The sequence below is a fragment of the Streptomyces cyaneofuscatus genome (genome assembly GCF_033109485.1).
GTDB classification, from domain to species: Bacteria; Actinomycetota; Actinomycetes; order Streptomycetales; family Streptomycetaceae; genus Streptomyces; species Streptomyces cyaneofuscatus.
This window is the reverse complement of the sequence record NZ_CP137002.1, coordinates 7,113,733-7,132,991: the sequence shown is the minus strand read 5'-3', so window position 1 is coordinate 7,132,991 and position 19,259 is coordinate 7,113,733. Positions and strand designations below refer to the sequence as shown.

The window sequence follows — 19,259 nt, the reverse complement described above, 5'->3', positions numbered from 1 at the left end:
TTTATCGGCAACACGCAGGACGATCACCGGCTTAATACGACTGCCATTCGCGTCTATAAATGGTCGGTTTCCCGGGGGTATGTTTCAATCGCTGAAACAATTGACCTCCTGGGGTTGACGCAGTGTGAGGCCAGGGACTCACTCGACAGCCTGGTTTCCGTACATTTGATGGAGTTACAGGCAGGTTCCGAAAAGGCGGGGGACGACACGGCCCTGCGGTGGCGTGCGCTCAATCCGCAGATCGCCGCGGCCGGCCTGGCATCGGCCGAATCCCGCCTGCGGCGGGAGGTGGCCGAACTGAGCGGCTCCCGGCGGAATCTCGACGAACTCTTCCGTGTCTACTCGATCCTCTCCACGGCCCACCGCAGCGGCGATGCGATCGAGGTCTTCGACTCGCCCGCGGAGGCGGCCCTGCTCATCGAGGAGGCCATGGCCAGATGCAGGAGCGAGGTGATCAGCGCGCAGCCGGGCGAGGGCGGCCCGGCGGACGAGGCGCGGCCGGCCACGGCGAGGGATGTCGAGTTGCTCGGCCGCGGGGTCCGACTCCGGTTCCTGTACAGGGAGTCGTCCCTCCACCACCCGCCCACCCGCTCCCACGTCAGCAGGGTGACCGCGGCGGGAGCCCATGTGCGAACGAGCGCCGAGCTGTTCGGGCGGCTCATGGTCGTCGACCGGTCCGTCGCCTTCGTACCGCATCACCGGGTCGCCGGCGGCGCCGCCGTGGTCAGGGACCGGTCGGTCGTGACGCTGCTCTGCGAGGCGTTCGACCATGCCTGGGGGCGGGCCAACGCCGTCGAGGACGGCCGCACGAAACCGGCGGAGCTGAGCGATCTGCACCGGACCGTCCTCCGGCTGCTCAGTGAGGGGGCGCGGGACGAGACGATCGCGCGGCGGCTGAGGGTGTCGCTGCGGACCTGCCGTAAGTACGTGGCGGAGATCTTCGAGGCGATCGGCGCGGAGAGCAGGTTCCAGGCGGGGTATCTCGCCGCGCAGCGGGGGCTGCTCAAGTGAGGCGGCCGCCGGAGCCCGCTCAGGCGGTCTCGGCCCGCACGTATCGCCGGTCGTGCCAGGCGGGGCCCAGGACGGCCAGGAGGAGTACGGCGGTGACGGCGAAGCCCCACGGGTAGCCGGTCCGGTCGATCAGCAGGCCGAACCCGACCGCGCCCAGACCCATGCCCGCGTCGAAGGCGAGGTTCCAGACCACGCTCACCCGGCCGAATCCGGAGCGGGGGACACGCTCGAACATGGTGGCCAGGGTCACGTTCTGCACCGCGCCGAACCCCGCCCCGAACAGGACCATGCTCACGATCACCATCACCGGGCTCTCCAGCCGTACGAGCCCCGCCGTGCCGAGGGCGACCGCGAGCACCGCGGGCAGGAGCAGCGACGAGCTCCCGTGCCGGTCGCCCCACCACCCGGCGCCCCACCGGGCGAGGGGCGCGACGGACGCCTGGACCAGCAGGGCCACCACCGCCAGGTGGGACGGCCCGCCCAGCAGGGCGAGCGGCAGGAAGGTGACGAGGACACCGGAGGCGAACGTCGCGGCCCCGAGGATCAGCGTCGGCCGGACGAGCGACCGGTTCACCGCGGCACCGAGGGGGCCGTCCGGGGTCCCCTTCCGGACGCCCGGGTCCTCACTCCGGCCGCCCGGCTCCCCGTTCCGGCCGCCCGGCTCCCCGTTCCGGCCGTCCGGGTCTCCGCTCAGCCGTTCGGCCCGGGTTGCCCGGGTTGCCCGCCGCGCGGGCAGCCCCGCGACGGCGGGAAGGGCCAGCAACGTCAGCGCGGCGGTCAGGAGGAAGACCGGCTCGAAGCCGAGGCGGTCGCTCAGCCAGACCCCGGCGGGCAGCCCGAGCACCGACGGGACGCCCAGGCTCACCCCGTACAGGCCCAGGTTCTCGGACCGCCGTCCGGGCGGCGCGAGTTCGGCCGCCAGTGCCGTCCCCGCGACGACGACGATGCCCAGGCCCACGCCGCGCGCCAGACAGACGCCCAGCGTCAGCGGGAACGAGGACCACAGGGACAGCACCGCCGACGGGAGACCGAGCAGGAGCAGGCCCGCGCCCACCACGGCGCGGTGGCCGAACCGGGCGAGGAACCACGGAACGGCGGGCTCCGCCAGGACCGTGGCCAGCATCATGGCGCCGGTGGTCAGCCCCGCCCCCACGCCGCCTCCGCCGGCCGTGGCCGCGTACAGAGGAAGCACCGACAGCAGCAGGTAGAAGCCGCCCATCCCGCCGACCGAGGCCACGAGCAGCAGGAGCATCGGTCGGGTGAGCAGGCGGCTCGTGCCGGTGGCGGCCGCCGTCCGGGCTGCTCGCGCGTTCACGCTGCGGACCACAGGGGCCTCGGCATGGTCGGTCCTCCGATGACGGGTCAGGGGCCGGTGCCGTATCCGCCGCACCGCCGTCGGAGCGTAGGGCACGCGCGTCGGCGCGGCGGGCGTTTCGGGGGCCGGGCAACACGGTGTTCGTGCGGCGGCAACGTTCGCCGCCCGGACGGGAGATCTGCCGCTTTTCGGACAGGAATCTTTTCGGTAGGCGTGCGGGAACTTTTTCGGCCACCTGGCCGACTACTGCCCCATGGGAAGAGACCGTGACGGAGGACCCCGGGTCGGAGCGCGCGAGGGGGCTGGCTACCTTGTCTCCATGCGTGCACGGGGCGGCTGGCCGACGCGAGCGGCCAGGGGCCTGCTCTGCGGCTCCGCCTGCCTGCTTCTCGGCGCCGTCAGCCATGTCGCGGCGGGCGGACGCCTGCCGGGCGCGGGGGTGCTCGCCCTCCTGTTCCTCGCGCTCAGCCTCCAGGGCGCCCTGCTCTTCGGCGGCCGGCGGCGCCGCTTCGACGTCGTGACGCTGGTGCTGGGCTCCACCCAGTTCGCGCTGCACGGCGCCTTCCACTTCCTCCCGGCGTCCGGCGGAGTACAGCACTCCGCGATGGCTGCCGGAGGCGGGCACCACGCGGCCGGGCCCTCCGGCGGCCACGACGGCGGGCACGCCATGGACCCCGGGATGGCCCTCGCCCATGCGGCGGCCACCCTCGGAACGGCCCTCTGCGTGATCTACGGGGAGCGGGTGCTGCGGCGCCTCGCGGCCCTGTTCATCCCCCGCGTCGCCCTCCGGACCGCTCCTCCCCTCCCCTGCCTGCCCCGGTCGCGCCCGGTGCCGCCGGCGGTCGCGCGGATCCGGTTCGGGGCGCTCCTCGCCCGGTCCTGCCACCGGCGCGGGCCGCCGGCGGCGACTGCGGCCTGACGGGCCCCGCACCCAGCCCCACGAGCGCCGGAGCCGATCCGGCGCCCTGAGGCATACGTGCGGGAGCCGCCGGATCGCCAACGCCACCGCGTCCCACCGCCCGGGCAGAACCCGGCCCCCACCGGCAGGTCGACGGAGCCTCCCTCCCGCCTGCCCTCCGAGGAGCACCCATGTCTCGCAGAACCGAAGAAATACCGCAGAACGACCATGACCCGACCGGCACCGCTCAGGGCGAGCCGGACGGCAACAGACCGGACGGCCTCGCGAAACCCGCCGCCGCCACGGCGGAGGGCCCTGTGGCAGCGGCCGACGATCCCGGCTCCGACCGGCAGCGCCCGGCCCGTTCCTGGGAGGCCGTCCGCCACCTCCTGGTCCGGCTGCACTTCTACGCCGGTGTGCTCGTCGCCCCCTTCCTGCTGGTGGCGGCGCTGACCGGACTCGCCTACACCGTCACGCCCCAGCTCGACCAGCTCCTGTACGGCGACCAGTTGCGGGTCGAGAAGGTCGGGGACGAGCCCCGTCCGCTGGCCGAGCAGATAGCCGCCGCGCGGGCGGCGTACCCCGAGGGCACCGTGGCGTCGGTGGTCACCCCGCCGGACCCGGAGGACACCACGCGGGTGGTGCTCGCGGTGCCGGAGCTGGGCGAGAAGCAGCGCACGGTCTTCGTCGACCCGTACACCGCCGAGGTACGGGGTGAGCTGACGACCTGGTTCGGGTCGACGCCCCTCACCACCTGGCTCGACGACCTCCACCGCAACCTCAACCTCGGCGAGACGGGCCGCCTGTACTCCGAGGTCGCCGCGAGCTGGCTGGGGGTGACCGTCCTGGGCGGCCTCGTCCTGTGGCTCGGGCGCAGCCGGGGACAGCGTGCGAAGTCGGCCCGGGGCGCACTGCTGCCGGACCGCAAGGCCCGCGGGGTGCGCCGGACGCGCAGCTGGCACGCGGCCACCGGGGTGTGGCTGGCGCTGGCGCTGCTCTTCCTCAGCGCCACCGGTCTGACCTGGTCGAACTACGCGGGTGAGCGGTTCGGGCGGCTGCTGGACGCGGCGAACGGCAACGCCCCGGCCCTCGACACCGCCCTCCCGGGTGCTCAGGCCCCCGTCGAGGACCACTCGGAACACGCCGGCCACGGCGGCGGCGAAGCGACGGCCGACGCCGACCCGGCCGACTTCGACGCGGCCCTCACAGCGGCACGGGACGCGGGTCTCGGCGGCACGGTGGTGGTCACGCCCGCGGCGGACGCGGCGAGCGCGTGGACCGTGGCGCAGAACGACAACGTCTGGCCGGTGCACTACGACCGGGTGGCCGTGGACGCTTCCAGCGGCGAGATCACCTCGCGCACCTACTGGGCCGACCATCCGGCTCTGTCCAAGCTCAGCAAGCTGGGCGTGCAGGGGCACATGGGCGTGCTGTTCGGGGTCGTCAACCAGATCGTGCTGGCGCTGGTCGCCCTGGGCCTGACGGCCGTGATCGTCTGGGGCTACCGCATGTGGTGGCAGCGGCGCCCCACCCGGGACGACCGCCGGGCGCTCGTCGGCCGGGCCCCGGAGCGCGGGGCGTGGCGGCGACTCCCGCTCCCGGTCCTCGTCCTGGGCATCCCGGCGGTCATCGCCCTGGGCTGGGCGCTGCCCGTCCTGGGGGTGACCCTGGCCGGGTTCCTGGTGGTCGACGTGGTGGTGGGTGCGGTCCGCCGACAGCGGCGTACCGCCTGAGTGTCCGGTACGAGGCGCCCGCCCGGCCGGGTCCGCCCGGCTGGGCGGGCGCCTCACCGAAGCTCTGCGCCTCCCGGAGCTCTACGCCTTGCCCATGACGTCACTTACGCCCGACGCCCGCGTACATCGCGACGTCCGCCGTCGGCGTCTCCGGCCGCCACGCGGAGCAGGACACCACCCCGGGCTCCAGCAGCTCCAGCCCGTTGAAGTAGCGGGCGACGGCGGCGGGGGTCCGCTGGGTGAGCTTCGGGGTGCCGTGCTCGTTCCAGAAGGCCACCGCCTCGTCGACGTCCGGCATGTCGGGGTGGGTGACCGTGTGGGACAGGACGAGGTGGCTGCCGGGGGCGAGCGCGTCCAGGAGCCGCCGGACGATGGCGTACGACTCCTCGTCGTCCTCGATGAAGATGACGACGCCGAGCAGCATCAGCGCGACCGGCTGCGAGAGGTCGAGCGTCTTCGACGCGGCGGCCAGGATCGTGTCGATGTCCCGCAGATCGGCGTCCAGGTAGTCGGTGCGCCCCTCGGGTGTCCCGACCAGCAGCGCACGGGCGTGCGCCAGGACGAGCGGGTCGTTGTCCACGTACACGACCCGCGCGTCGGGGGCGATGCGCTGGGCGACCTCGTGCGTGTTGTCGGCGCTCGGCAGCCCTGTCCCGATGTCCAGGAACTGCCGGATGCCCTCCTGCCCGGCCAGGTGACGCACCGCCCGTCCCAGGAACAGCCGGTCCGCCTTCGCGTACTCCCCGATGCCGGGGTGCAGCGCCCGGATCCGGTCTCCGGCCTCCCGGTCGACGGGGTAGTTGTCCTTCCCGCCGGTCCAGTAGTTCCATATCCGGGCGGTGTGCGGCCGGGTCGTGTCGATGCGCGATTCGATGTCGGTCACCCCGTCAACTTATCGCACCGTACGATCAACTCCCCTGCCCCAAGCCCTCCTTGACGGGGTCACCGCAGGGGGGGAATCACAGCAGACCGAGCGAGCGCAGCACACGGCGCTGCCCCGGCGTCGGACCCGACGGCCAGTACACGTAGCAGACCCCGCCCGTACCGCTCCTGACCCGGCCGCTCGCGTCGTAGCGCTTGGTGCGCAGCCAGATGTTCTCCCAGTCGCGGCGCCGGTAGACGCGGCGTACCGCCTCGTTGTCCGGGGACGCGGGGTCGTTGGCGATGACGTCACCCGCGGGGGTGAACCCGACCACCGTCATCAGGTGGCCCGCCGTCCCGTAGCCCGCCCCGGGCAGCTCCTCCTGGAGGAAGGACTGCGAGGTGATGACGGGGATTCCGGCGTGGACCAGCCGCTCCAGGTCGGTGAGCGAGCCGAGGCGGGTGACGACCGCGTTCAGGTCGCGGTAGGTGGCGGCGTAGGCGGCGTTGAAGGGCCAGTTGCCGCAGCCGCCGTACTGGTAGTCGTACGTGTGGCGGGCGGCGTGGCAGACCTGGGGGTCGGGCAGGCCCGGCCGGACCCAGGCGAGGTCCTCGGCGGTGGGCTTACGGCCCCAGTACTCGATGATCATCTGCGAGGAGGTGGGGCTGCACCAGGCCTCGCCGCCGTTGTCGTACTCGGGGTACTGGCCGATGTGGACGTTCTGCGAGTAGCGCGGGACCCGCAGTTCGCGGGCGTGGGCGGGGGTGGTCGCCGGGACCGTGAAGCGGTCGGGGATGTCCGAGGCCATCGCGCCGACGCGCCAGACGGTGGGGGTGAGGCGGGTGCCGGGGGTGCGGTACAGGGTGAGGCGGATGCGGTACGCGGTGAACCGTACGCCGGTCGCCGCGTCGTCCACGGAGAGCGTGTCGGTCCAGACCGAGCTGTGCGGGTCGCCCTGGTCGTCCACCGAGGTGCGGCGGATGTCGCCGTCGCCCGAGGCCCAGCGGCCCATCACGAACCAGGGCGTCGCCGTGCCGTCCGCGTAGGTGGCGCTCAGCTCGACCGCGATCCAGGTGCCCGCGGGCGTACGGGCGTTCCAGGAGGTGATCAGCTCGGTGGCGGGGACGGCGGAGCGGTGGAGCGGCGAGGTCCAGGTGGCGTACTCCCAGGCGGCCGTCTCCCCCGTGTGGGGGTCGGTGTAGTCGGTGCGGCCGGCGGGGGTGGCGATGGCGAGGCCGGGGCGGGTGCCGGCGAGGACGCGGGTGCCGTCGCCGGAGCCCCAGCGCCAGTCGGTGTACGTGTGCCAGAAACGGTTGTCCACGAGGGGTGCGGCTGCCTGGGGTGCGGAGGGCTTGGATGTGGGTGCGGCTACCACGGGGGCGGCCGATGCGGCGGCGGCCGCTGTCGCGAGTGCGGCGGTCAGGACGGTCCTGCGTGAGGTCGGACTGGTCATGGGCGAGACCCCCGGTCATGGGTGGGAGTGGGGCTGCGGATGCCGATCGGTGGGCCAACTATCCCGTCTCCCGGCTCGGTCGGGCCAGTGATTCGGCCTGTGCCGCGCTACCAATATGGGTCTGGACCACTGGCGTGACCTGCGGTGGGCCGTGGGCGGCGGGGCCCGGCCCGTACCCTGGGGCCATGAACGACCTGGCCCGCCACGCCGACACCCTGTGCTCCCTCCCCGCCTCCTGCGGGCCGGTCCGGCTCGTCGCGGTGGACGGGCACGCGGGGTCCGGCAAAAGCACGTTCACCGGGCGGCTGGCGGAGGCGCTGGGGGGTGCGCCGGTGCTCCATCTGGACGATCTCGCCACCCACGAGGAGCTGTTCGGCTGGGTCGGGCGGCTGCGGGACCAGGTGCTCCTGCCCTTCGCGCGCGGCGAGGCCGCCCGGTACGCCCCGTACGACTGGACCGAGCGGCGCTTCGGCCCGGCGCGGACCCTGGAGCCGGCCCCGGTGGTCCTGGTCGAGGGCGTCGGGGCGGGCCGCCGGGAGGTGCGGCCGTGGCTGGCGGCGCTGTGCTGGATGGAGCTGGAGCGGGAGACGTCCTGGGGGCGCGGGAGAGCGCGGGACGGCGCGGGGCTCACGGAGTTCTGGGACGGGTGGACCGCAGCCGAGCAGGCGCACTTCGCCGGGGACCCTTCACGTCCGTACGCCGATGTGCTGGTCCGTCAGGTACCCGAGGGGTACGCGTGGCGGGAGGGGCCCGGCGCGACAGCGGGAGCGAACCGTTTCGTCACCGACGGTAGGCAGCGGACTCCCCCGTACTGAGCAGTCGGAAATCAGTCCGGAAGTGCCTCAACTCGGCTTGACCGAGGGGCCGTACTGGTCTTACGTTCTCATTGTGCGGCTTTTCGGAGCCCCCGCAGACGCGAAGCCCCCGGTTGTTCCCCCGTGATCGGGGGCTTCGTTCTGTGCGCGCACCGCCGCCCGGCGACCACACAGAGCGATCCGCTCACGTTCGGTCACCGCCCGCCTGGTCCCCCATTGACCGGCCGTCTCCCCCGTGCGCAGGTACGATGCCCCTCGGTGCGGTCAATTCCCTTCCTCCGCGCAGTGATTCGGCACGCTCAGGTGGGCATGCTGTGCGGGCGGGACATCCTGGGGGAACGGTTGGCGTGGGGGACCTGATGGACATCGGCACACCGGGCGCACAAGCCCCCGCCGACCTCGCCTGGCTGCGTGGCATGGACGCCTACACGATGGGCGCCTACCCGCAGGCGGAGGAGGAGTTCAGAGCTGCGGTACGGATCGATCCCGGCATGGCGGACGGCTGGCTCGGCCTCCACGCGCTGCGCATCGACACCGCCACCGCGCTCTTACGTATGTACCGGCACCGCGACCGCTTCGGCGAGCAGCGGGCCCGGCACCGCCGCCCGCTCAACTCCTGGTACTGGCTGGGCTGGTGGGTGCAGCCGTTGCTGGAGAGCCCGCGCGATCTGCTGCTCGCCCACGCGTCGCACTGGCTGGACGGACGCCATGTGCCGGAGCTGGACAGGGCGTTGGCGGGACTGCCGCCGGTGGACGCGGACCCGCAGGTGCGGTTCCTGCACGCCTGCCGCTCGTATCTGGTCAAGGACTGGGAACAGCTGGTCCGTTACACCGAGCAGCTCGTCGACGACCCGGTGCTCGGCATAGAGGCCGGCCTCTTCGGGGGCATGGCCCGGGTCCGGCTGGAGATGTACAGGCAGGCCGAACCACTCCTCGCCGCCGCCCTGATGCGCTGTCGCAGCGAACAGCCGCAGCGCAAGGAGCTGCGTTACTGGCTGGCGCGGGCCCACGAGGGCACCGGGCGCAGCGCGGCGGCGCTGCCGTTGTACCGGGCGGTGCACCGGGTCGACCCGGCGTTCATGGACACCTCGGCCCGTCTGGCGGCGATCTCTGAAGGCGACGGGTACGACGAGTCCGCCGACCTGGCCGCCGTGATGCTGACCGGCTTCGGAGCGGGAGGAGCGGAAGGCGCGGGGGCGGAGACCCTCCCGGACGGCGACGCGAACCTGGGGACGGATCTGGGGACGGACTTGGGGGACGGCCGCGAGCCGTGGGCGATGGGCGAGGCCGGGCTGCTCGGCGACGGTGACGGGGGCGGGGGCGGGGACGGCCCGGTGCCCTCCTCGGCCGGTCCCGTCGAAGGCGTACGGCGGACGAAGACGCGGAAGCCGCCGCCGTTCCCGGCCGGGCCGAGCGATCCCGTCCTGCTGGCCGAGGCGCTCGCCCAACTGGAGCGCATGGTCGGCCTGGAGCCGGTAAAGCGGCAGGTCAAGGCGCTCTCCGCACAGCTCAACATGGCCCGGCTGCGGGCCGAGCAGGGGCTCCCGGTCCAGCCGCCGAAGCGCCACTTCATCTTCTCGGGCCCCTCCGGCACCGGCAAGACGACGGTCGCCCGCATCCTGGGCCGGGTCTTCTACGCGCTGGGGCTGCTCGGCGGCGACCATCTGATCGAGGCCCAACGGTCCGACCTGGTCGGCGAGTTCCTGGGTCAGACGGCGGTGAAGGCCAACGAGCTGATCGACTCGGCGCTCGGCGGGGTGCTCTTCGTCGACGAGGCGTACAGCCTGGCCAACTCCGGTTACAGCAAGGGCGATGCGTACGGCGACGAGGCCCTCCAGGTCCTCCTGAAGCGGGCCGAGGACAACCGGGACCACCTCGTCGTCATCCTCGCGGGCTACCCGGAGGGCATGGACCGCCTCCTCGCCACCAACCCCGGGCTCTCCTCGCGCTTCACCAGCCGGGTGGACTTCCCCAGCTACCGCCCGCTCGAACTCACCGCGATCGGGAGCGTGCTGGCCGCCGAGAACGACGACGTGTGGGACGAGGAGGCGCTCGACGAGCTGCGCTCCATCAGCGGCCATGTGGTGGACCAGGGGTGGATCGACGAGCTGGGCAACGGCCGCTTCCTGCGCACGCTGTACGAGAAGAGCTGCGCCTACCGCGATCTGCGGCTCTCCGGATACCCGGGGACGCTGAGCCGGGAGGACCTGTCCACGCTCCGGCTGCCGGACCTGATGCAGGCGTACGGCGAGGTGCTGTCCGGGCGCGGACCGGTGGGGCGGGGGAAGCAGGAGCCGGGCGGGGTGTGAGTCCTGTACGGGTTCGGGCCGGCCCGAGACTTCCGGGCCGGCCCGAACCCGTACCCCTCAAGAAACCAGCGCCCGGTCCTCCGGCCCCGCGGCGTCCACCGTGCGCAGCGGAACCGGCACCACCCGGTGGGCCGGGTCGCGGACCTCGCCCACCAGCGTCTCCAGGACGTCCTCCATCGCCACCAGGCCGAGGATACGGCCCGAGCCGTCCGCGACCTGGGCCAGGTGCGTCGCGGCGCGGCGCATGACCGTCAGGGCGTCGTCGAGCGGGAGTTCGGCCCGTACGGTGGTCATCGGGCGCCAGAGCTGCTGCGGGACCGCCCGGTCGGCGTCCTCCAGGTCCAGGACGTCCTTGACGTGCAGGTAGCCCATGAAGGGGCCTTGCCCGCCCTCCGCGCAGACGGGGAAGCGGGAGAAGCCGGTCCGCACCGTCAGCTCCTCGACCCGGCGCGGGGTCACCGACGGGTCCACGGTGACCAGACCGCCCCGCTCCAGCAGGACGTCGGTGACCGGGCGGCTGCCCAGGACCAGGGCGTCCTCCAGGCGTTCCTGGGCGTCCGGGCCGAGCAGCCCGGCCTGGCCCGAGTCCTCGACCAGGCGGTTGAGCTGCTCGCTGGTGAAGACGGCCTCCACCTCGTCCTTCGGTTCGACGCCGAACAGCCGCAGCACCGCGTCGGCGCAGGCGCCCAGCGCGGTGGTGACCGGCCGGCAGAGCCGGGCGAAGGCGACGAGGCCGGGGCTCAGCCAGAGGGCGGTGCGCTCCGGGGCGGCCATCGCGAGGTTCTTCGGGACCATCTCGCCGATGACCAGGTGCAGGGCGACGACGAGGGCGAGCGCCAGCGCGAAGCCCAGCGGGTGGATGAGCTCTTCGGGGAGGTGGAGCAGGTGGAAGACCGGCTCCAGGAGGCGGGCCACGGTCGGTTCGGCGACCGCCCCGAGGGTGAGCGAGCAGACGGTGATGCCGAACTGGGCGGCGGCCATCATCCGCGGCAGGTTCTCCAGCCCGTACAGGACGGTCCGGGCCCGGCTCGATCCCTGGGCGGCCAGCGGTTCGATCTGGCTGCGGCGGACGGAGACGAGGGCGAACTCGGCGCCGACGAAGAAGCCGTTCGCCAGCACGAGGAAGGCGGCGAAGAGGAGTTGGAGCAGGCTCATCGCACGGCCTCCAGCAGGGCGGGTGCGGGCTTCCGCGGCTGCGGGCCGGGTCGTACGGGCGGCTCCGGCAGCGCACCGGCCGTGCGGGTGAGGCGGACCCGCTCCGCGCGGTTGTGGCCGACCTGGCGGACGGTGATCCGCCAGCCGGGGAGTTCGGCCTGGTCGCCGGGGGCGGGGATGCGGCCCAGCAGGTCGGCGACGAGCCCGGCGACGGTCTCGTACGGCCCCTCCGGCAGCTCCAGGCCCGCCCGGCTCAGGGTGTGGACCCGGCAGCTGCCCTCGGCGTCCCAGGCCGGGCGGCCGTCCTCGCCGGTGGCGGGGGTGATTTCGGGGCGGTCGGAGCCCACCGCGTCGTGCTCGTCGCGGACCTCGCCGACGAGCTCCTCGATGATGTCCTCCAGGGTGACGACCCCGGCGGTACCACCGTACTCGTCGACCACGACGGCTATCGGCTGCTCGTGGCGCAGCCGCCGCAGCAGCCGCTCCACCGGCAGGGTCCCGGGCACCAGGAGCGGGGCGACGGCGATCCGGCCGGCCGGGGTGCGCAGCCGCTCGTGGGCGGGGACGGCGAGGGCGTCCTTGAGGTGGACCATGCCGACGACCTCGTCGATCCGGTCCCGGTAGACCGGGAAGCGGGAGAGGCCGGTGGCGCGGGTGAGGTTGAGGACGTCCTCGGCGGTCGCGGAGGAGTGCAGGGCGCTGACCTTCACCCGGGGGGTCATGACGTGCTGGGCGGTGAGCCCGGCCAGCGACAGGGTCCGTACGAAGAGGTCGGCGGTGTCCTGTTCCAGGGTGCCGGCCTCGGCGGAGTGACGGGCCAGGGAGACCAGTTCGCCGGGGGTGCGGGCGGAGGCCAGCTCGTCGGTGGGCTCGACGCCGAAGAGCCGCACCAGCCGGTTGGCCAGGGCGTTCAGCGCGGTGATGACGGGCCGCAGCAGGGTGGCGAAGCGGGCCTGCGGTCCGGCGACGAAGCGGGCGACCTGGAGCGGCCGGGAGACCGCCCAGTTCTTGGGGACGAGTTCGCCGACGACCATCTGGACGGCGGAGGCGAGCAGCATCCCGATGACGACACCGACGCCGGGGACCGCGCCCGCGGGCAGCCCGGTGGCGGTGAGGGGTCCGGCGAGCAGCTGGGCGAGGGCCGGTTCGGCGAGCATGCCCACCACCAGGGAGGTGATGGTGATGCCGAGCTGGGTGCCGGAGAGCTGGAAGGAGAGTTCACGCAGGGCGTCGACGACGGTACGGGCCCGTCGGTCGCCTTCGGCGGCCGCGCGTTCGGCGTCGGGCCGGTCCACGGTGACGAGCCCGAACTCGGCTGCCACGAAGAATCCGTTGGCGAGGATGAGGAGGAAGGCCGCCGCGAGGAGCAGCAGAGGGGTGGTCATGAGGCCGCCGCCTCCGGTGAAGGGGCGGCGCAGGTATTACCGGACGATCCGTCCATTGCTGGAGGGAGTCACTCCTTGGGTCGCAGGAAGGCCCCGCGGGCCCCGCTGGGGGGCCGGTGGTACGGGCGGGGCGGGGCGCACGGGGCGCCGCCGCCCACCAGAGTAGACACCAGGGCCCCGCGCGGCGCGGGTGCTCCGCCGGTCAGGGGGTGTCGTCGCCTGCGGCCGAGCGGGACTCGGTGAGGGCGCGCAGGGCGCGGGCGTCGCGGATGGCCTGCTCCTTCGCCATGCCGGGCTGGATGCCGAGGGCGGGCATGCTGGTGCCGTCGCTGAGGTCGAGGAAGACCCAGGGGTCGCCGGACCGCAGGTTGACACGGAGGATCTCCTCCCAGGCCAGCCTGCGGGTCCGGGTGATGTTGACGACGGTGACCCCGGTGTCGTCGGCGGTGACCCGGGGCCTGCTGAGCAGGGCCAGGACGCCGAGGAAGAGCGCGGCGACGAAGATGAAGGTGATCCGCTCCCCCGGGTTGAGCCGCTCCAGCATCAGGGCGATGACCGTGATGACGAGGAACATCGCGAGGCCCACGCTCAGCAGGACCACCCGGGTGAGGGTGGGCCGGAAGGTGACCGGGAGGGCGGGAACGTCGGGCCGGGGCGCGGACATCGGGGTCTTCTCTCGGATCGTGCGGTGGCCGGGGGTGCGGTGGCCGGGCGCTCAGAGGTGGCAGGCGTGGATCGCCGTGGTGCTCAGAGGCGGCAGGCGTGGATCGCCGTGGTGAGGATGGCGCGGGCGCCGAGCTCGTACAGGTCGTCCATGATCCGCTGCGCCTCCTTGGCGGCGACCATGGAGCGGACGGCGACCCAGCCCTCGTGGTGCAGCGGGGAGATGGTCGGCGACTCCAGGCCCGGGGTGAGGGCGACGGCGCGCTCCAGGTGCTCCACGCGGCAGTCGTAGTCCATCATCACGTAGGACCGGGCGACCAGGACGCCCTGGAGGCGGCGCAGGAACTGCTGGACCTTGGGGTCGTCGGTCGGGGCGCCGTTGCGGCGGATGACGACGGCCTCGGAGGTCATGATCGGGTCGCCGATCACTTCGAGTCCGGCGTTGCGCATGCTGGTGCCGGTCTCGACGACATCCGCGATGATCTGGGCGACGCCCAGCTCGATGGCGGTCTCGACCGCACCGTCGAGGTGGACGATCGACGCCTTGACGCCGGACTCCTTGAGGTGGGCGGCGACGATGCCCTCGTACGAGGTGGCGATCGTCATGCCGTCGAAGTCCTGCGGGCCCGTGGCGGTGCCGGGCTTGGTGGCGTAGCGGAAGGTCGAGCGCGCGAAGCCGAGCTGGAGGATCTCCTCGGCGTCGGCGGCCGAGTCCAGCAGCAGATCGCGGCCGGTGATGCCGATGTCGAGCCTGCCGGAGCTGACGTAGATCGCGATGTCCCGGGGGCGGAGGTAGAAGAACTCGACCTCGTTCTCCGGGTCGACCAGGACGAGCTCCTTGGACTCCTTGCGCTGCTGGTAGCCCGCCTCATGGAGCATCGCCATCGCAGAGCCGGAGAGTGCACCCTTGTTGGGGACGGCGATGCGCAGCATGAGGTCAGGTTCCTTTGTGCGGAGGGAGAACGGGGGGGAACTGGGGGAAGTGCGGTGCTCGGGCCGGGCTCAGAGATGGGCGTAGACGTCGTCGAGGGAGATCCCGCGCGCGACCATCATCACCTGGACGTGGTAGAGCAGCTGCGAGATCTCCTCGGCAGCGGCCTCCTTGCCCTCGTACTCGGCGGCCATCCAGACCTCGGCAGCCTCCTCGACGACCTTCTTGCCGATGGCATGCACACCCTTGTCCACCAGTTCGGCGGTGCGCGAGGTGGAGGGGTCGCCTTCGGCGGCCTTGAGCTGGAGCTCGGCGAAGAGCTCTTCGAAGGTTTTGTTCGCCATGATGGTCCTCAGAATACGGGGTCGCCGGGGCGCACTCAGCGCCAGGGTTCGCTGACGGTCCGCAGCGTGGCCGCGGTGGCCACGGCGGCGGTGACCGCTTCATGCCCCTTGTCCTCGTTGGACCCCTCGATGCCCGCCCGGTCGAGCGCCTGCTCCTCGGTGTCGCACGTCAGTACGCCGAAGCCGACGGGGACGCCGGTGTCGACGGTGACCTGGGTGAGGCCCAGGGTGACGCCCTGGGACACGTACTCGAAGTGGGGGGTGCCGCCTCGGATGATCACGCCGAGGGCGACGATCGCGTCGTAGCCACGGCCGGCGAGCACCTTGGCGACGACGGGCAGCTCGAAGGAGCCGGGGACGCGGAGCAGCGTCGGCTCGTCGATGCCCAGCTCGTGCAGGGCGCGCAGGGCGCCGTCGACGAGGCCGTCCATGACTTTCTCGTGCCACTGGGCCGCGATGACGGCCACCCGGAGGTCGGCGCAGTTGCGTACGGACAGTTCGGGGGCACCCTTGCCGCTCATGGTTCTCCTGTTGCTGGATACGGGGTATGCGTTACTGGTTGGCGCAGGGCGACGCGGGGGCGCCGTCCAGCCAGGGCAGGTCGTGGCCCATGCGGTCGCGCTTGGTGCGCAGGTACCGCAGATTGTGCTCGCCGGCCTGGACGGGCATCGGTTCCCGGCCGGTGACGGCGAGCCCGTGGTGCAGGACGGCCGCGGTCTTGTCGGGGTTGTTGGTCATCAGCCGCAGGCTGCGTACGCCGAGGTCCTTGAGGATCTGCGCGCCGGCCGCGTAGTCGCGGGCGTCGGCGGGCAGGCCGAGCTCCAGGTTGGCGTCGAGGGTGTCGACGCCGCGCTCCTGGAGTTCGTACGCGCGCAGCTTGGAGAGCAGGCCGATGCCGCGCCCCTCGTGGCCGCGGAGGTAGACGACGACGCCCCGGCCCTCCTCGGTGATCCGCTGCATGGAGGCGTGCAGCTGGGGGCCGCAGTCGCAGCGGGCGGACTGGAAGATGTCGCCGGTCAGGCACTCGGAGTGGATGCGGACGAGGATGTCCTCGCCGCCGTTCTCCGTGACGTCGCCGTGGACGAGGGCGACGTGCTCGACGCCGTCGACGGTGGAGCGGTAGCCGTACGCGGTGAAGTCGCCGAACGCGGTGGGCAGCCGGGTGGCGGCCTCGCGGCGGACGGTGGGCTCGGCGCTGCGGCGGTAGGCGATCAGGTCCTCGATGGAGATGATCGTCAGGCCGTGCTTGCGGGCGAAGGGGACCAGCTCGGGCAGGCGCAGCATGGTGCCGTCCTCCCCCGCGATCTCCACGATGGCTCCGGCCGGGCGGAGTCCGGCGAGCTTGGCGAGGTCGACGGCGGCCTCGGTGTGGCCGTTGCGGACGAGGACGCCGCCGGAGCGGGCGCGCAGCGGGAAGATGTGGCCGGGGCGGACGAAGTCACCGGGTCCGGCGACCCCGCCCGCGAGCATCCGCAGGGTGGTGGCGCGGTCGGCGGCGGAGATGCCGGTGGTGACGCCGTGGGCGGCGGAGGCGTCGACGGAGACGGTGAAGGCGGTCTGCATCGACTCGGTGTTGTCGACGACCATCTGCGGGAGTTCGAGCCGCTCCAGCTCGTCGCTCTCCATCGGTGCGCAGATCAGGCCGCGGCACTCGCTCATCATGAAGGCGACGATCTCCGGGGTCGCCATCTCGGCGGCGATGACGAGGTCGCCCTCGTTCTCGCGGTCCTCGTCGTCCACGACGACGACGGGCCGGCCGGCGGCGATGTCACGGATGGCCTGCTCGACGGGGTCCAGGGAGAGGTCCTCGGCGAGCGGGTCGTGGCCGGGGTGCAGCCAGGTGGGCTGAGCAGTCATGCCGTGGCTCCTTCCAGAGCGGGTGTCCGCGTGCGCAGCCACCAGTCGCGCATGCCCCACAGGACGAGGGCGCCGTAGATGATGTAGACGAAGCCGGAGAAGGCGAAGCCGTTGGCGAAGTTCAGGGGGACGCCGACGAGGTCGACCAGGAGCCAGGCGAACCAGAACTCGACCATGCCCTTGGCCTGGGCGTACATGGCGACGATCGTGCCGACGAAGATGTACGCGTCCGGCCACGGGTCCCAGGAGAGCGACGGGAACAGGGTGAACAGGCCGCCGACGGCCAGGGTGCCGAGGGCGGCGGCGCCGATCAGCACGCCGCGCTCGCGCCAGGTGGCGAAGCGGACGGCGAGGGAGCCGTCCTGGGCCTGCTGCTTGCCACGCTTCCAGGCCTGCCAGCCCCACAGGGCGACGGCGATGACGACCAGCTGCTTGCCCGCGCTGCCGGAGAGGTGCGCGGAGGCGAAGGCGGTGAAGAGGATGGCGCCGGCGAGCAGCTGGGCGGGCCAGGTCCAGATGGAGCGCCGCCAGCCGAGGGCCAGGGCGGCCAGGCCGATGAGGTTGCCGATCATGTCGGCCCACTTGATGTGCTGGCCGAACACGGTGAAGGCCTCGGAGTTGAGCCAGGAGACGGCGTTCATCGCGGGTCCCGCCCGGTGGCCTCGTCACTTCCCGGCAGCGGGCTCTGCCCGGCGGCAAGGTCGCTCAGCGGGTCCCGCACGGACCCGGACCGGTCCCCGAGCAGCCGCTCGACGTACTTCGCGATCACGTCCACCTCCAGGTTGACCGGGTCGCCGGGCTGCTTGTGGCCGAGCGTGGTCAGGGCGAGGGTGGTGGGGATGAGGCTGATGGTGAAGTAGTCGGCCGCCGCCTCGACGACGGTGAGGCTGACACCGTCGACGGTGATGGAGCCCTTCTCGACGACGTACCGGGTCAGCTCGGTCGGCAGGGAGACCTTGACGATCTCCCAGTGCTCGGAGGGGGTGCGTTCGACGATGGTGCCGGTGCCGTCCACGTGGCCCTGGACGATGTGCCCGCCGAGCCGGCCGCCGAGCGCCATCGGGCGCTCCAGGTTGACGCGGGAGCCGGTGGTGAGGGCGCCGAGGCTGGAGCGCTTGAGGGTCTCGGCCATCACATCGGCGGTGAACTCGCCCTCGCCGGTCTCCACGACGGTGAGGCAGACGCCGTTCACCGCGATGGAGTCGCCGTGCTTCGCGCCGTCGGTGACGACGGGGCCGCGCAGCCGGAAGCGGGAGGCGTCGGCCAGGGGCTCGACGGCGGTGACCTCACCCAGTTCTTCGACAATTCCGGTGAACACTCAGTTTCCCTTCCGAGCAGGGGCGGGGGCGGCGGTGATGCGCAGATCGGGGCCGATGCGGACCGTCTCGGTCACATCGAGGCGCAACGCGCGGGAGATGGTGGTGATTCCGGCGTCGCCGAGGGCCGCGGGGCCCGCACCGAGGAGGACCGGGGCGAGATAGCCGACGACCTTGTCGACCTTTCCCGCGGCGACGAAGGCTCCGGCGAGGGTGGGGCCGCCTTCGAGGAGTACGGAGAGGACGCCGCGCCCGTGGAGCGCGGCGAGGAGGGCGTCGAGGTCCAGGCCGGGGCCGGTGGCGGCGCGGGGCAGCCGCAGGACGACATCCTGCGGGAGGTGGTCGGCGGGTGCGTCGTCGGCGACCGCGATCAGGGTGGGCGCGGTGGCGTCCAGGACCCGGGCGCCGGGCTTGACGGCCGTGGCGTCGGTGTCGACGACGACGCGCAGGGGCTGGGTGGCGCCGTCGATGCCGCGTACGCCCAGCTGGGGGTCGTCGGCGCGGGCGGTGCCCGAGCCCACGATCACCGCGTCGGCCTCGGCACGGAGCCGGTGGACGTCGGCGCGGGCCTCGGGCGAGGTGATCCAGCGGCTGGTGGTGTCGGCGGCGGCGATGCGGCCGTCGAGGGTGGCGGCGTACTTCCACAGGACGTACGGGCGGCCCAGGCGCACCGAGGTGAGCCAGGCGGCGTTGCCCGCCTCGGCCTGGTCGGCGAGGAGGCCCTGCCCGACCTGGACCCCGGCCGCGCGCAGGGTGTCGGCACCCCCGGTGGCCTGCGGGTTCGGGTCGCCGACCGCGTACACGACCCGGCTGATCCCGGCGTCCAGGAGGGCCTGGGCGCAGGGGCCGGTGCGGCCGGTGTGGTTACAGGGTTCGAGGGTGACGTAGGCGGTGCCGCCCCGGGCCCGCTCGCCGGCCGCGCGCAGGGCGTGGACCTCGGCGTGGGGTCCCCCGGCGCGCTGGTGGAAGCCTTCACCGGCCACGGCTCCGGAGGCGTCGGTGATCACACATCCGACGACCGGATTGGGGCTGGTGGAGCCGAGACCGCGGGCTGCGAGCATGACGGCTCGGCCCATGGCGGTGATGTCGGCTGCGGTGGCCACCGGGTCCTCCTGCCTCTTCGGGCACGGACTCCGGGGCCTGTCGATGACGACAGATGAAGCGGCTCACCAGGGGAAACGCCGAAAAACCCGAGAAGGGACGCAGGGGTCC

Annotated in this window: 18 protein-coding genes; 5 read left to right on the top strand and 13 right to left on the bottom strand. The window is 72.8% G+C overall.

What is annotated here, in order from left to right; genetic code table 11:
- The first annotated feature begins 168 nt into the window (after nucleotides 1–168).
- Entirely contained in the window at nucleotides 169–1,011 is an 843-nt protein-coding gene (locus tag R2B67_RS31525; protein WP_317822741.1) for a helix-turn-helix transcriptional regulator, read from the top strand.
- Nucleotides 1,012–1,030: 19 nt separating this feature from the next.
- Here the strand turns inward: R2B67_RS31525 and R2B67_RS31520 are convergent, their stop codons facing one another.
- Nucleotides 1,031–2,326, bottom strand: a complete 1,296-nt coding sequence (locus R2B67_RS31520; RefSeq protein ID WP_317822739.1) for an MFS transporter — start codon at nucleotides 2,324–2,326, stop codon at nucleotides 1,031–1,033.
- A gap of 319 nt (nucleotides 2,327–2,645) precedes the next feature.
- Here R2B67_RS31520 and R2B67_RS31515 point away from each other — a divergent pair, with 319 nt between their 5' ends.
- Both R2B67_RS31515 and R2B67_RS31510 read left to right on the top strand, forming a co-directional pair.
- Nucleotides 2,646–3,245 carry a hypothetical protein gene (locus R2B67_RS31515; RefSeq protein WP_317822737.1) on the top strand — a complete coding sequence of 200 codons (600 nt, stop codon included), beginning with the start codon at nucleotides 2,646–2,648 and terminating at the stop codon, nucleotides 3,243–3,245.
- Nucleotides 3,246–3,415: 170 nt separating this feature from the next.
- Nucleotides 3,416–4,957 (top strand): PepSY-associated TM helix domain-containing protein, encoded by a 1,542-nt coding sequence (locus R2B67_RS31510; protein ID WP_317822732.1) that lies wholly within the window; start codon nucleotides 3,416–3,418, stop codon nucleotides 4,955–4,957.
- A 100-nt stretch (nucleotides 4,958–5,057) separates the two neighbouring features.
- Here the strand turns inward: R2B67_RS31510 and R2B67_RS31505 are convergent, their stop codons facing one another.
- Both R2B67_RS31505 and R2B67_RS31500 read right to left on the bottom strand, forming a co-directional pair.
- A complete protein-coding gene (locus R2B67_RS31505) occupies nucleotides 5,058–5,840 on the bottom strand; it encodes an SAM-dependent methyltransferase (protein WP_317822728.1) in 783 nt (260 codons plus the stop codon).
- Between the two features lie 76 nt (nucleotides 5,841–5,916).
- Nucleotides 5,917–7,272: a C39 family peptidase gene (locus R2B67_RS31500; RefSeq protein WP_317822724.1), complete on the bottom strand. Its 1,356-nt coding sequence runs from the start codon at nucleotides 7,270–7,272 to the stop codon at nucleotides 5,917–5,919.
- 185 nt (nucleotides 7,273–7,457) lie between these two features.
- On the opposite strand from R2B67_RS31500, the gene R2B67_RS31495 reads away from it, so the two are divergent.
- Nucleotides 7,458–8,087: a uridine kinase family protein gene (locus R2B67_RS31495; RefSeq protein ID WP_317822722.1), complete on the top strand. Its 630-nt coding sequence runs from the start codon at nucleotides 7,458–7,460 to the stop codon at nucleotides 8,085–8,087.
- A gap of 359 nt (nucleotides 8,088–8,446) precedes the next feature.
- On the top strand, nucleotides 8,447–10,396 hold the full coding sequence (locus R2B67_RS31490) for an AAA family ATPase (protein ID WP_317825001.1): 1,950 nt from the start codon (nucleotides 8,447–8,449) through the stop codon (nucleotides 10,394–10,396).
- Between the two features lie 57 nt (nucleotides 10,397–10,453).
- Here R2B67_RS31490 and R2B67_RS31485 read toward each other — a convergent pair whose 3' ends face one another.
- The 10 genes from R2B67_RS31485 to ribD all read right to left on the bottom strand — a co-directional run bounded on the left by R2B67_RS31485 (nucleotide 10,454) and on the right by ribD (nucleotide 19,150).
- A complete protein-coding gene (locus R2B67_RS31485) occupies nucleotides 10,454–11,551 on the bottom strand; it encodes a hemolysin family protein (protein ID WP_317822720.1) in 1,098 nt (365 codons plus the stop codon).
- A complete protein-coding gene (locus R2B67_RS31480) occupies nucleotides 11,548–12,936 on the bottom strand; it encodes a hemolysin family protein (RefSeq protein WP_317822718.1) in 1,389 nt (462 codons plus the stop codon). The genes R2B67_RS31485 and R2B67_RS31480 overlap by 4 nt, the downstream gene beginning before the upstream one ends.
- A gap of 202 nt (nucleotides 12,937–13,138) precedes the next feature.
- Nucleotides 13,139–13,600 carry a PH domain-containing protein gene (locus R2B67_RS31475; RefSeq protein WP_018512497.1) on the bottom strand — a complete coding sequence of 154 codons (462 nt, stop codon included), beginning with the start codon at nucleotides 13,598–13,600 and terminating at the stop codon, nucleotides 13,139–13,141.
- 83 nt (nucleotides 13,601–13,683) lie between these two features.
- Complete coding sequence (gene hisG / locus R2B67_RS31470) at nucleotides 13,684–14,532, bottom strand: ATP phosphoribosyltransferase (protein ID WP_018512496.1); 849 nt, start codon at nucleotides 14,530–14,532, stop codon at nucleotides 13,684–13,686.
- A 69-nt stretch (nucleotides 14,533–14,601) separates the two neighbouring features.
- The gene (locus R2B67_RS31465; protein ID WP_018490177.1) at nucleotides 14,602–14,874 is read right to left on the bottom strand and encodes a phosphoribosyl-ATP diphosphatase; all 273 of its coding nucleotides are present in this window, start codon (nucleotides 14,872–14,874) and stop codon (nucleotides 14,602–14,604) included.
- A gap of 35 nt (nucleotides 14,875–14,909) precedes the next feature.
- Nucleotides 14,910–15,395, bottom strand: a complete 486-nt coding sequence (gene ribH / locus R2B67_RS31460; protein WP_018512495.1) for a 6,7-dimethyl-8-ribityllumazine synthase — start codon at nucleotides 15,393–15,395, stop codon at nucleotides 14,910–14,912.
- Nucleotides 15,396–15,426: 31 nt separating this feature from the next.
- Nucleotides 15,427–16,731 carry a bifunctional 3,4-dihydroxy-2-butanone-4-phosphate synthase/GTP cyclohydrolase II gene (locus R2B67_RS31455; RefSeq protein WP_317822710.1) on the bottom strand — a complete coding sequence of 435 codons (1,305 nt, stop codon included), beginning with the start codon at nucleotides 16,729–16,731 and terminating at the stop codon, nucleotides 15,427–15,429.
- Nucleotides 16,728–17,372: a nicotinamide mononucleotide transporter family protein gene (locus tag R2B67_RS31450; RefSeq protein ID WP_237324903.1), complete on the bottom strand. Its 645-nt coding sequence runs from the start codon at nucleotides 17,370–17,372 to the stop codon at nucleotides 16,728–16,730. Before R2B67_RS31450 ends, R2B67_RS31455 begins: the two co-directional genes overlap by 4 nt.
- On the bottom strand, nucleotides 17,369–18,049 hold the full coding sequence (locus R2B67_RS31445) for a riboflavin synthase (RefSeq protein WP_317822693.1): 681 nt from the start codon (nucleotides 18,047–18,049) through the stop codon (nucleotides 17,369–17,371). Before R2B67_RS31445 ends, R2B67_RS31450 begins: the two co-directional genes overlap by 4 nt.
- Nucleotides 18,050–19,150 (bottom strand): bifunctional diaminohydroxyphosphoribosylaminopyrimidine deaminase/5-amino-6-(5-phosphoribosylamino)uracil reductase RibD, encoded by a 1,101-nt coding sequence (gene ribD / locus R2B67_RS31440; protein ID WP_317822691.1) that lies wholly within the window; start codon nucleotides 19,148–19,150, stop codon nucleotides 18,050–18,052.
- Between the last annotated feature and the right edge of the window lie 109 nt (nucleotides 19,151–19,259).